Below are 12,815 nucleotides of genomic sequence, written 5' to 3'. Positions count from 1 at the left end.
GGTAATGCGCTATCAATTCATACCTTATTTGAGTGAGAGGTGTTACCCTTCCTCGCTGACTTCCATAATGTTACCGGGCTGTTTAAAGTTGGTGCGAACGAAATGGCACCATTGGCAATCTGCCTTGCCACAACCGGTATTAAACTCGTGGTTCATGATCTTACGGTACGTGTTTACTATTTGATCCGTCACGTGACGGGTTTCTTCCGGCGAGATCACATATTTCTCGTGGTGATAATCGCCATCGTCTTTAGGTTCAATAAACTCAAAAACTGCGCTAACGGCCTGCCAGTCGTTCGTGCGGTCATTATCTACCAGCAGCTTATAGAATACACCCTGGCGCCAGTAGTCGCCGCCGGTATCGCCTTCAAACTCTGGCCGTCTTAATTTGTCTTTGGCATTCTTCAGCTTGCCGGTTTTGTAATCAACCACGGTTACCTGGTTGCCGTTAAATTCAATCTTATCGATGTTGCCTTTTACCGGCACGCCTTCAATTACCACATTACGGATACTGCGTTCGGTAACGGCTACTTTATTCCATGTCGGCAGGTTCCATTCGTAATACGCAGGCAGGATCAGGTCGCCATAGCTTAGCCTGCGTTTAAATTCCTCTTCGGTAAACAGATCGCGGTTGCGGTACATATACCAGCGGAACTCTTTCATGAAATCATCCAGCGGCATGAATTCATTGTTATTATCCTTCAGTTTACGGAACAAGCGGTTCAGTGCATGGTGGACAGCCGAACCAAATGCTGCTGCAGGACTTAATCCCGACGGCACGCAGATCAGGTTCTGGAAGTAGAACTTCAGCGGGCAGTCCAGGTAATTATTCAGGTGTGAAACGGACAGTGTATAGTTTTGCAGCAGGATATTGATATAGTTGTTATCCAGCAGGTCGAGCACCGGCTTATCTTCCTCGGTGAATTGCGTAGCAAAATAGTTGAGCAGCGATTCGGAGTTCACATGTGGATGCTGTACCTGCAAATTGGTTTCGGCCAGTATCTCCCCCACAAATTGCGAAGACTCCAGGTCTTTACCATTTCGGTCCTTAGCCGGGTAAGAGATATACAGATGCTGTTTAGCGCGGGTAAGTGCTACATAAAATAAACGGCGCGATTCTTCGCGTTGAGCAATGTCATCTGCCGAAGCCTGCATCAGGGTATCCGGGTAAGCATAGCTGCTGCTGCGGCCTTTGGTATCCCAAACCTTTTTGTTACAGCCGATCAGGAAAACATGCTCGAATTCCAGCCCTTTAGAACCGTGTGCGGTAAGGAAGTTGATGCCATTGGCCGCATAGATCACCTGATTCAGGTCCAGGCGGATGCCGTTGCGTTTCATCAGTTCAATGGTAGCGATTATATCGCGCAGCTTTGCGGCGGGGTTACGGTGGGCTTCATCTTTTATAAAATTGAAAAGATTAGTGAGCACCTCCATATGCCAGCCTTTGTCCGGTTGTTTCATCACGTAAGCCAGTATACCCATCTTTACGATCACCTGCTGAAACAACTGCTGCAGGTTAAGGCTAACGGCTACTTTTAGTAATGCTTCTATGTCTGTAACCAATTGCTTCATTTCGGCATTATGTACGGCATCAAAAAGGCCGGGCTGTTTCGGTAATGCCAACTCACTAATGTGCTGCCTTAACGAAGTTTTGACCGAATCGCCGTAGTTGGCTTTAGAAACGGCAATGCTGGCACGGGCAACGTCTACGGGTTTTATCTCGAAGAAATCATAGTGCATAATCTCGAACAGCAGGTTGTCGCCGCTGTAGGGCGAGTCCAGTTCGAGCGAGAGGTAACGCAGGATGTTGATGATCTTTTCACCAAAGGGCAATTCGAAGATATTGATCTTTCGTTTCGTGTTCACGGCAATCTTGCGCATATCCAGGTAGTGGATCAGCTCTTCTGCTTGGTTATGGTTGCGGTAGATCACCGCAATTTCGTTAGGTTCTACACCTTCGCGAACCAGCTGCTCAATCCGGTTACCTACGTCTACTAGTTCATGGTCGGGGTTGTCATATTCCAGGATTACTGGGTCGGCAGAAAGCTCGTTAAAACGGGGATGCGATGCCACCAGGTTTTTATCCAGGTTAAGCTGTTTCGTTAGTCGTTCGCGGTTATTATCGATCAGCGTCCGCGAAATATCAAGGATGGATTGATTTGAACGGTAGTTATTACGAAGGATCACCGTATGCAGCACGTCTGAATAATCGCCGGCAAAATCCAGGATATTCTTCATGTTCGCGCCCTGGAAACGGTAGATCGACTGGTCGTCGTCGCCCACCACAAACACGTTTGGCGATTCCCAGTAACTTAATAGGTATTTCAGCAGTTCGTTTTGGGCACCGCTGGTATCCTGAAACTCGTCTACCAGGATATACTGGTAACGTTCCTGGTAACGACGCAGAATTTCTTCATTCTCGCGAAAGGCCCGCAGTACCCACATAATCATGTCGTCATAATCATAGCGGTTGCGTTCCTTCATTTTACGTTCGAAGTTGCTGTATTCGGCCACGGCCGCCAGCAGTTTCTTCATCACCTCTTTGGCCGCGTCAATATCTTTCTGTTTCAGGTCGCCTTTTTGGATACCTTTTGATGGGATTCCTTTTTTATAAATGAACTCCTCGCGGTTGGGCAGATCGTCGATGTACTCATTCACCGCTTTTTCGATCATCGGCATATCCCAGTTCTCTTTCTTCATGGCAGAAAAAAGGCTTTTCAGGCGCGAAGCCTCGAAGTAAACATCGCCGGTAAAGCGTTTCAAGGCATGGTTGTCCGGAAACTCGTCGATCAGTTCGCGGAACAACATGGCCGATTCCAGATCGGTTAGCGGTTCCAGGTTCAGCTTACCGAAGTATTCCAGGTTCTCCTGGATTACCTCGTTACAAAAAGCATGGAAGGTATGGATATGGATGCGATAAGCGTCCGGGCCGATGAAGTCGAACAAACGTTTGCGCATGGCAACAGCGCCGGCGTCGGTATAGGTTAAGCATAAAATCTCTTCGGGGCGGGCATCGGTATCGATCAGGATTTTACCGATACGTGCGGCGAGGATCTGTGTTTTCCCGGTTCCGGGCCCGGCAACCACCATCACGGGACCGTCTATTTTGTTAACCGCGGCTAACTGTTCGGAGTTTAAGCCGCTCATAATTTCCTGAAACTTAGCCAGGTACTTTTCGGCGAGATTTTGCTTCATCAGGCAGTAAAGTTACTAAAAAAGTTAGTCTTGCCTGAATAAACCACGCGATGTGTGGGTAGATAAATATCGATAAGCTTTACTCGTCTTTTTGATTATTTCCGGCGTGATTCACTACTAAATGGATCTTTTCGTCCAGTTCGGCTACCGCTTTTTCAAGCAGACGGAAAGCTTCTATCTCGTGCAGGCCTTCGTCCATTTTTAAAATATCCATCAACCCCATTATTGATGCAACCGGCCGACGGAATTCGTGCGACTGCATAAAGGCAATTTCTTTAAGCGATTCGTTTTGTTCTGCTAACATCTGGTCTTGTTTGATCTTATTGGTAATGTCAGTCGAGTTGACGGATACACCAATGATTTCACCGTTGTTGTTAAATGCCGGTTCAAACTTAATGATGCGCCAGCCATAGCCATCGCCAATCTTCATTTCACGCTGCACAAATACCGCTGTTCCCTTTAAGGCCTTAAGATAATCCTGGAGGAAAGTTTCCGCATTCTCGGGATGGAGGAAGTTCATCATCGATTTGCCGCGTTCGATCACCACGCCGTCGGTACTTTTTACATAATTCTCCCACATCTTATTAAAGGCAAGCACTTCAAAATTTTTACCTAAAAGCAGGTGGTTATCAATAGTGCTCTCAAAAAACGAACGGAGTTCTATCTCGGCACGTTTAGCCTCGATAAACTGTTCTTTCAGAATCTGGACGCTCTGTTCAAACTCCAGCAGTTGCATGGCCTGTTTGGATAAGGCAGCGAGCATTTGTTGCTGGATATCGCTTAAATCCCTTGGCTGTTGGTCTATTACGCAAAGGCTTCCTAACCGGTGGCCGTCCTGGGTGGCTAAGGGCGAGCCTGCATAAAAACGGATATTTGGGCTGCCGGTCACCAATGGGTTGTTCACAAAACGATGATCAAGCATGGCATCAGGCACCACCATTACATCGTCCTGTTCAATTACGTGGTTGCAAAAAGCATCCTCGCGGGTGGTACGGTCATAATCAAAATAACGTTTGAACCGGATGTACTGAGTATCCTTATCTATAAAGGTAAGTAGCGCCGTGGGCGTACTGCAAATACTGGCTGCCAGGTCTACTATCTCCTGCAGTTCTTTTTCCTTACTGATCTCGAGCTTTAAAAAACGGTTGACACGTTGCAGGCGCTCCAATTCTCTCTGCGGCATAAAGTGGTACTGTTTGTCAAGGATACGTAAATGGGACAGCTTAAGGTTTCATTTTTTTTGAAATAGCGCAGTTTGTAACTGCTTTACGACGAAACTGTTGATAAATGAAATTTAATTAATCTGAGGGAAAATTAAGTAAGAAAGTAAAAATTCTGTTCAAGCCCGCGGCTCTTGCTGCTCAGATGTTAAATTGCATCAATTAAAGGAATTACATGAAGTACAGATTTCTACTCCCCCTGCTTTTTGCCCTGCCTGCCGCCGCGCAGACAACCGTAAAAACTGATACTAATATTAACCAGATGCTGAATGAAGTGTCATCGAAAAATATAGAAGCTATCGTGCGTAAGCTGGTGAGTTTTAAAACACGCCACACCCTGAGCGATACCACCAGCAAAACCGAGGGTATTGGCGCGGCCCGCAACTGGATCAAAGCAGAGATGGAGCGCTATGCCGCTGCTTCGGGCGGAAGGATGCATGTAGAATTTGATACGTTTACACAACCCGCGGGCGGGCGAATTGATAAACCTACGGTGCTGAAGAATGTGCTGGCTATTCTTAAAGGGACCGACCCGAACGATACACGCATTTATATGGTGTCCGGCCACTATGATTCGCGGGTGAATGATGTGATGGATGCAAAATCCTTCGCGCCGGGAGCTGTCGATGATGCTTCCGGAACGGCGGTGTCGATGGAGCTCGCCAGGGTAATGGCAAAAAGGCAATTTCCGTCCACCATTATTTTTATGGCCGTAGCAGGGGAGGAGCAAGGCCTGAACGGCTCTACCAATGTTGCAAAGCGCGCCAAGGCTGAGAACTGGAACATAGACGCCGTGCTGAACAATGATATCGTAGGTAATACCTTCGGTATGGAGAACGGCTTGAAAGATAATACGCACGTGCGCGTTTTTAGTGAAGGTGTGCCGTCCACCGTTGCCGGTAACGAAAAGGCGCTTTCTGCCTTAATTGGAAATGGTGGCGAAAATGACAGTCCTTCTCGCGAACTGGCCCGGTACATTAAAGAAGTGGCAGAACGTTATGTGCCGCAATTGGATGTAAAGTTGATCTATCGCCGTGATCGTTTTTTGCGTGGTGGGGATCATACACCATTCTTGCAGCAGGGATTTACAGCTGTCCGTTTTACCGAGATGAATGAAGATTTTAACCGTCAGCACCAGAACGTACGTAAAGAAAACGGCGTTGATTATGGCGACCTGCCCGAGTTTGCCGACTATGACTATATTCAGAAAGTAGCTCGTATGAATTTGTCGGTACTGGCTAACCTGGCCCTTGCACCTGCTGAACCGCAAAATGTAGGGGTAACTACCAGCGGATTAACCAACAAAACCACCTTAAAATGGGAAGTACCTAAAGCCGGAAAACAGCCTGCCGGTTACTACGTGCTGATGCGCGAAACCACCAGCGCTTTTTGGGAGAAGAAGTTTTACATAACCGGCACCGAAGCCATATTAGATTATTCTAAGGATAATTACTTTTTCGCGGTACAAGCGGTAGACGCTGAAGGGCACGAAAGCCAGATGGTATACCCGAAACCGATTAGGTAGCAGCCTCTCCCCATACCCCTCTCCGGAAAGGTTGGAGCGTTAAATTGTTGCTGGAAGGCTTTTTTAAATTAAAGTCCTCTCCTCTGGAGAGGATTAGGTGAGGCTAAAACCCAGAAAGAAAAAATCTTATCAAATTCACATTTAAATTAATGTGCTTACTTGTAAGGACAATCTACGTCGCCTAGATCTTACCTTACACTCCTTTTCTGTACGATGAAAAATCCGGCGACGAATACTACGGCAGCTACAATAAAGCTCACATAGGTTTCGCGGGTAAGCAGTACCACATTGATGTTAAAGCTGCCAAAAGAAGCCTTTGCGCGACGGATAACGTTCATGATGGCTAACATCGGGTGTGCATAGGGTACCAGGTAAATATATTTCCAGTTGGCGCCCACACCAATACCGCTGGCAATCAGTAGCAGAAAGCCAACGCCCATTGGTTTGATAAAGTCGCTCCAAAGCAGGCTGAGCAGAAATTGAATTGACAGGATACCCAGTGAATTGAAGAATAATTTAATATAAAGCCTTAGCAGGCTTTCGGATATAGAGCCCTCGTGAAATTTTAATTCGGGCTTAACCAGTTCGAGTAGATAGCCGGTAGCAATGGTCAGCGAAAAGAAAAGCGACAGGCAGATTACCAGTAGCATAAATGCATAAGCATATTTCGCGCTATAGACAGACCATTTAGGAATAGGCAGACTGAACAAGGTTTTCCAGGTCTCGGATTTATGTTCAATGTTATTTACCGAATAGCTGAGGAAGATGATATACATCGGCAGCAGCAGTACACCCATAATATTCAGGATACCGCCCGAAAGTTGCAGCCATAACAACGTGCCCGAAAGTTGCTGCATTTTTTCCGAATGTGCGTAGGTTCCCCAAAAAACGAGCATGCATATTAATAAAGGCAGCAAGATGGAGCCCCAGAAGCCTAATGTTTTTCGGCTTTTGTAGAATTCAGACCGGAATGATAACCAGAAACCCTTCATGCTTGTGCCTTTTTTGTAATGTCCAGAAAAAGTTTCTCCAGGTCTTTCTGTTGCTTACAGATGCTGTATACCTGGTAGCCGTTGCCGGTAAGCAAGCTGTTAACACGGCCCATATCCTCACGGCTGATATATGGCGCCAAAATACCTTCATCTTTAACTTCAACAGGGATGATGTTCTGTTTCATCAGAAAATTCGCTGCGGCTACGTTATCTTCCGTTTCAATATGTATCAGCGGTTTGCTCACATCCCTTAATTCGGTAATGCTTCCCTGGAACAATAACTCGCCATGGTTGATAATGCCCACATGCGTCGCCATTTTCTCTACTTCTGACAGAAGGTGGCTGGAAACGAACACTGTTTTATCATGGTTTCTCACCAGGTCAATCAGTAATTCGCGCATTTCGATAATTCCGTTAGGGTCAAGGCCGTTGGTGGGTTCATCCAGGATCAGCAGTTTAGGGTCGGCCAGTAATGCCAGGCCTATACCCAGCCTTTGCTTCATCCCTAAAGAATACTTACCTGCTTTTTTATCTGCTGCATGGTCCAGCTGAACCAGTTTCAGGATATCGTCGACCCGGTTTTTAGCTACCTGTACCAGCATGGCACGGTTCAAAAGGTTTTCTTTTCCGGTGAGGTGGCTGTAGATAGCAGGTTGTTCTATCAGCGAACCAATTTGCGAAAGTATCTGGACGCGATTTTTGTTCAGTTCCTGCTCAAAAATATAAATGCTGCCGTACTGCGTTTTAAGCAGGTTGAGCAGCATTTTTATCGTGGTAGTTTTTCCGGCGCCGTTAGGGCCTAAAAAACCATAGATGCTATTAGATGGTACGTTCAGTGAGAGCGATTTAACTACCTGCTGATTGCCGAAGTTAAATGATAGCTCCTCTGTTCTGATTACCATAATTGTTGCTGGGCGATAGCACAAACAGCTTTAACTAAACCTACGCTCTTGTAAAATAAAGAGGTGGCGTGAGGGGTGTTTGTGTTTTCAGCAATTTGTTTAGCTTGTTCTGCCTGATAACCAATACCCATAACCAGGGCAATTAATACCGGGATTAATAACAGTATAAATGGATTAAGGTGGCTTACTAACTTTTTCATTGTCTTGTGATCGATTTAACACTACAAAGGAATACAGAAAAAATTTCCTGCTAAAAAGTATTAGACCAACAGGCGCGAATTATAGATGAACAGGCTGGCGCCGGTTCGTCGTAACAAAATGCCCGTTCATCGATCAAAGCATTACTTAGATATAATTGAAATACATAACCCCGCTAATAATAGTATTTTTAAAGCAATGAAAAAAAGCTGGCAGGTCTTCTGGCATTTCCTCTTTTGGATCAGCATGATCTCGTTCTTCGTGTTTTTTGTGCACAACAACACCAAGATGAGCATGCCGCGCTTGCTGGTAATCTTTGTGCTTTACGGCATTATTAACATCGGTTTTTTCTATCTCAACCTATACGTTCTCATCCCCCGTTACCTGGATAAAAAGAGATTCAAGCTTTATGCACTGGTACTGTTAATAGCGGTGGTCATCGTGGGGATAGATAAATATGGTTTGGCGCTTTTATTTAAGCCTTACATCCTGGTGCGCGAGAAAGGGCAGGTACTCACCTTTGGGCAATACTTCGTCAGTTCCTTTTTTACCAGCCTGGTATTTATATTCTTAAGTATTGCACTAAAGTTTGCTACGGATTGGTTTAATAACGAACGTGTGCAGCGCGATTTGGAAAACCAGCGGTTAAGTGCAGAGCTTTCCTTCCTGAAGTCGCAGATCAACCCACATTTTCTGTTCAATTCGTTGAATACTATTTATTCGCTGGCTTACCAGAAATCTGAAACTACGCCGGAGGCTGTGCTAAAGCTGTCGGAAATTATGCGTTACATGCTTTATGAGTGTAATGATAACAAGGTAGACCTGGGTAAAGAGCTGCAGTATGTACAGAATTATATAGATCTGCAAAAGATCAGGTTTGGTAATAAGGCTTATGTAAATTATACCATCAATGGTGTAGTGACCAACCAGCAGATAGTGCCATTATTATTAATTGCTTTTGTGGAGAACGCCTTTAAGCATGGTTTGGCAAATGATGCCGCCAACCCAATCGATATTGTGATCGCCGTTAGCGACCATCACCTTAGTTTTTATCTACGGAATAAAAAGCATAGCCACAACCGCGATGCGGCAGGTGGTATCGGTCTAAGTAATGTTCAACGAAGGTTAGACCTATTATACCCGGGAAAGTATAAGTTGGAGATACACGACAAGCCGGAAACCTATTCTTGTGAATTATCATTAGATTTATAGCCATGATCAGATGCCTTGTAGTTGATGACGAGCCCCTGGCCCTGCATATTGTAGAAGATTATATCTCCAAGGTGCCGTTTCTGCAGTTGATTAAATCGACCACCAATCCTATTGAAGCGTTGACGACTGTTCAGGATGGCGGCATTGATCTGGTATTCTTAGATGTACAGATGCCAGAGCTTACCGGCCTGCAGTTCTTAAAAATCGCCAATGGAAAAGCAAAGGTGATACTGACGACGGCTTACCCGCAATATGCCTTGGAAGGTTACGAACTGGATGTGGTTGATTATTTGCTGAAACCTATTGCGTTCGACCGGTTTTTTAAATCGGTGCAAAAAGCCCAGGGCATGATCCGTCCGGCGGCAGCATCTATAGCTAAAGAAGAACCGCCCCCCGCGCAGTATGATGATTTCATGAGCGATTTTATTTTCGTAAAAACCGAACATAAAATTCAGAAAGTTTACCTGCACGATATTCTCTTCATCGAGGGGTTAAAGGATTATATTTCCATTTTCACCCCGGATGAACGCATCATTACGCTCCAGGGCATGAAGAAAATGGAGGACGCTTTACCCGAAAAGCACTTCGTCAGGGTGCATAAGTCATATATTGTAGCGCTAAATAAGATCGATAGTATTGAGCGTAGCCGCATCAGTATCGGCGACAAGATCATCCCGATAGGTGACACCTACCGCGACGCCTTTTTTGATAAAATAGAGGATAAGAATATTTGAAGCCTCTCCCCAGCCCTCTCCAAAAGAGAGGGTGAAAATAAAAGTCTCTCCCTATTGGGGAGAGATTTAGAGAGGGTCCAAATCTTGCCCCAAAAACTTTTTAATTTCCGCTTCGGCTTCCTTCACCACTTCGTCAGCAGGGCGTTTATTTACCTCAATTGCCGGTAGTACCGTAAATTTCAAATGCTCGAAAGTGCTCAGCGGGAAAGTTCCGTACTGCACCATCTTCCACGCATTTTCTATTGCAATGGGCACAATTAAGGCGTCCGGGCATTTTTTCAGGATGGTAGCAATACCGGCTGATTGAAAAGCGCGAACGTTACCATCTTTAGAGCGGGTGCCTTCGGGAAATATCACGGTAGACCATACGTTTTCCTTCATGCGCTGGCCCAGTTTCATCAGTTCGGTAATAGATTGCCGCGGATCTTTACGGTCGATATTCGCGCCACCGCCCACCTTCAGGTTATAAGAAATGGAAGGGATGCCTTTTGTCAGTTCAATTTTAGAGATGAATTTAGCATGCCATGGCGCCAGTTTCCAGATTAGCGGGGGGATGTCATACATGCTCTGGTGATTCGCTACAAAAATGATCGAGCGGTTGGTTGGCAGGTTTTGTTTGTTCACGAAGCTAACGCGGTTTCCTAATAAATAATAGGTAGCAGTAAGCAGCGAATTCAGAATATCAACAGAATATTTATGTGCGCGGTAACCAAAAGCACGGTAACAGATCCATTGTATAGGCTGGAAAATGCCCAACAGCAAACCGAAGGCGATATAATGTATTGGAGATAAAATATATCCGAAAACTTTTTTCATTAGCGGTCAAAGTTAGGGATTTATGCTTTTCGGCAAAAGTGCTTAGGGCAAAGTCTTTTCCAATAACATAATCTTTACGCGCAGTATCCCGGCAACAGAAAGTGAATCTGTTATTTCGTTATTCAACACCATTTGGTAGGCCTGCTCAAAGGGAACTTTCTTCACAATTAGTTCTTCGGTATCCTCTGGCTCGGCTTCATGCTGTTCTAAATCCTGCGCCAGAAAAATATGCCCGAACTCGTCATTTACAGAATTGGATAAATGGAAGTCTTGTATTTTAGTCCACTTTTTGGCTATTAGTCCGGTTTCTTCCAGCAGTTCGCGTTTGGCACCATCCAAAGGTTCTGTACCTAACGGGCCGCCACCCTCGGGTATCTCCCACGTATACTGATCGAGTACGAAACGGTACTGCCCAACTAAATAGATGTTCAATTCTTCATCGAGCGCGATAACGCCAATGGCCCTGTTTTTATAATGAATTTTACCATAGATCCCCGGGTTGCCAGATGGATTGATCACCTGGTACTCGGTTACGTTGATCCATTTGTTATCGTAGATTTCTTTTTGTCCGGTAATTTTCCAGGGGTTGTGCGTCGGGTGTTCCATGCGGGTAAAGTTAAACAGGAAACGGGATACCCGCCGGTCTTGTTTAATTAAAATCGGTAAAGCAGCGTTATAAAATAAAACAGGCGCCCCGAAAACCAGGGCGCCTGTTCGGTTATTGCAGGATCAATTACTACAAATTAAAAGCAGCTTTCACCTGATCAACATAATCCAGTTTTTCCCAGGTAAATAATTCTACTTCTTTTTCTAATTTGCTGCCATCTGGGCTAACAAAGGTTTTAGAAACGGTTGTGCTTGGTTTGCCAAAGTGGCCGTAAGCAGCAGTTTCGCTGTAGATAGGGTTGCGCAATTTAAAACGGGTTTCAATAGCATAAGGGCGCATGTCAAAAATGCTTTCTACCTTCTTTGCAATCTCGCCATCGTTGAAGTCCACTTTTGCAGTGCCATAAGTGTTTACATAGATACCCATGGGTTGGGCAACGCCTATAGCGTAAGAAACCTGCACCAATACTTCGTCGCAAATACCTGCAGCTACCAGGTTTTTAGCGATGTGGCGGGTAGCGTACGCAGCAGAGCGGTCTACTTTAGATGGGTCTTTTCCAGAGAAAGCACCACCACCGTGTGCGCCTTTACCACCGTAAGTATCTACAATAATCTTGCGTCCGGTTAAGCCGGTATCCCCATGCGGACCACCGATCACGAATTTACCGGTCGGGTTGATGTGATATTTAATGGCTTCGTTAAAGAAGTGGGCGTATTTAGGGTAACGGGCTTTCACGCGCGGGATCAGGATGTTGATGATATCCTCACGGATTTTCGCCAGCATCGCTTCTTCGGTATCAAAATCGTCGTGCTGGGTAGAGATCACAATCGCATCTATACGTTGCGGCTGGTTGTTATCATCATACTCCAGTGTTACTTGTGATTTTGCATCCGGGCGCAGGTATTTGATTTCGCTGTTTTCACGACGGATGGCTGCCAGTTCAATTAACAACGCATGGGCAATATCCAGCGCTAACGGCATATAGTTGTCCGTTTCTTTGGTAGCGTAGCCAAACATCATCCCCTGGTCGCCGGCGCCTTGCTCTTGTTTTTCTTTACGCTCAACGCCTTGATTGATATCCGGTGACTGCTCGTGGATGGCCGAAAGCACACCGCAAGAGCTGCCATCAAACATGTATTCGCCTTTGGTGTAACCGATGCGGTTAATCACCTCGCGCGCAATTTTTTGAACATCAAGGTAGGTTTTTGATTTTACCTCGCCCGCCAGGATCACCTGCCCGGTGGTTACCAGGGTTTCGCATGCAACCTTAGATTCGGGATCGAACGCTAAAAAGTTATCGATTAACGCGTCTGATATCTGATCGGCAACTTTATCGGGATGCCCCTCTGAAACTGATTCTGAAGTGAATAAATATGGCATAATTATAAGTTAAATAAAGCGGGACGAAGTAGCC

11 protein-coding genes are annotated in these 12,815 nt (G+C 45.5%); 3 read left to right on the top strand and 8 right to left on the bottom strand.

The genetic code is table 11. From position 1 onward, the window contains the following. Positions 1-42: 42 nt before the first annotated feature. Both MUY27_RS13845 and MUY27_RS13840 read right to left on the bottom strand, forming a co-directional pair. On the bottom strand, positions 43-3,195 hold the full coding sequence (locus tag MUY27_RS13845) for an ATP-dependent helicase (protein ID WP_245130704.1): 3,153 nt from the start codon (positions 3,193-3,195) through the stop codon (positions 43-45). Between the two features lie 79 nt (positions 3,196-3,274). Continuing rightward, positions 3,275-4,378, bottom strand: a complete 1,104-nt coding sequence (locus MUY27_RS13840) for a GAF domain-containing protein (protein WP_245130703.1) — start codon at positions 4,376-4,378, stop codon at positions 3,275-3,277. Positions 4,379-4,590: 212 nt separating this feature from the next. On the opposite strand from MUY27_RS13840, the gene MUY27_RS13835 reads away from it, so the two are divergent. Next, positions 4,591-5,940: a M20/M25/M40 family metallo-hydrolase gene (locus MUY27_RS13835; RefSeq protein WP_245130701.1), complete on the top strand. Its 1,350-nt coding sequence runs from the start codon at positions 4,591-4,593 to the stop codon at positions 5,938-5,940. A 188-nt stretch (positions 5,941-6,128) separates the two neighbouring features. Here the strand turns inward: MUY27_RS13835 and MUY27_RS13830 are convergent, their stop codons facing one another. From MUY27_RS13830 to MUY27_RS13820, 3 genes are read right to left on the bottom strand one after another with little or no spacing between them, the layout of a single operon-like run. Further along, a complete protein-coding gene (locus MUY27_RS13830) occupies positions 6,129-6,932 on the bottom strand; it encodes an ABC transporter permease (RefSeq protein WP_245130699.1) in 804 nt (267 codons plus the stop codon). Next, positions 6,929-7,834, bottom strand: coding sequence for an ABC transporter ATP-binding protein (locus tag MUY27_RS13825; RefSeq protein WP_245130697.1), 906 nt, complete (start codon positions 7,832-7,834; stop codon positions 6,929-6,931). The genes MUY27_RS13830 and MUY27_RS13825 overlap by 4 nt, the downstream gene beginning before the upstream one ends. After that, complete coding sequence (locus MUY27_RS13820; RefSeq protein WP_245130695.1) at positions 7,828-8,034, bottom strand: hypothetical protein; 207 nt, start codon at positions 8,032-8,034, stop codon at positions 7,828-7,830. The genes MUY27_RS13825 and MUY27_RS13820 overlap by 7 nt, the downstream gene beginning before the upstream one ends. Positions 8,035-8,230: 196 nt before the next feature. Here MUY27_RS13820 and MUY27_RS13815 point away from each other — a divergent pair, with 196 nt between their 5' ends. Both MUY27_RS13815 and MUY27_RS13810 read left to right on the top strand, forming a co-directional pair. Continuing rightward, positions 8,231-9,244, top strand: a complete 1,014-nt coding sequence (locus tag MUY27_RS13815) for a sensor histidine kinase (protein ID WP_245130693.1) — start codon at positions 8,231-8,233, stop codon at positions 9,242-9,244. 2 nt (positions 9,245-9,246) lie between these two features. Beyond that, a complete protein-coding gene (locus tag MUY27_RS13810; protein ID WP_245130690.1) occupies positions 9,247-9,978 on the top strand; it encodes a LytR/AlgR family response regulator transcription factor in 732 nt (243 codons plus the stop codon). A gap of 66 nt (positions 9,979-10,044) precedes the next feature. On the opposite strand, the gene MUY27_RS13805 is transcribed toward MUY27_RS13810, so the two are convergent. The 3 genes from MUY27_RS13805 to metK all read right to left on the bottom strand — a co-directional run bounded on the left by MUY27_RS13805 (position 10,045) and on the right by metK (position 12,781). Then, positions 10,045-10,794 (bottom strand): lysophospholipid acyltransferase family protein, encoded by a 750-nt coding sequence (locus tag MUY27_RS13805; protein WP_245130688.1) that lies wholly within the window; start codon positions 10,792-10,794, stop codon positions 10,045-10,047. A 42-nt stretch (positions 10,795-10,836) separates the two neighbouring features. Continuing rightward, on the bottom strand, positions 10,837-11,400 hold the full coding sequence (locus MUY27_RS13800; RefSeq protein WP_245130686.1) for an NUDIX domain-containing protein: 564 nt from the start codon (positions 11,398-11,400) through the stop codon (positions 10,837-10,839). Between the two features lie 130 nt (positions 11,401-11,530). Beyond that, positions 11,531-12,781, bottom strand: coding sequence for a methionine adenosyltransferase (metK, locus tag MUY27_RS13795; protein WP_245130684.1), 1,251 nt, complete (start codon positions 12,779-12,781; stop codon positions 11,531-11,533). Positions 12,782-12,815: the final 34 nt, after the last annotated feature.

The organism is Mucilaginibacter straminoryzae, assembly GCF_022953055.1.
GTDB lineage: Bacteria > Bacteroidota > Bacteroidia > Sphingobacteriales > Sphingobacteriaceae > Mucilaginibacter > Mucilaginibacter straminoryzae.
This window is presented reverse-complemented; position numbering and strand designations above follow the sequence as displayed.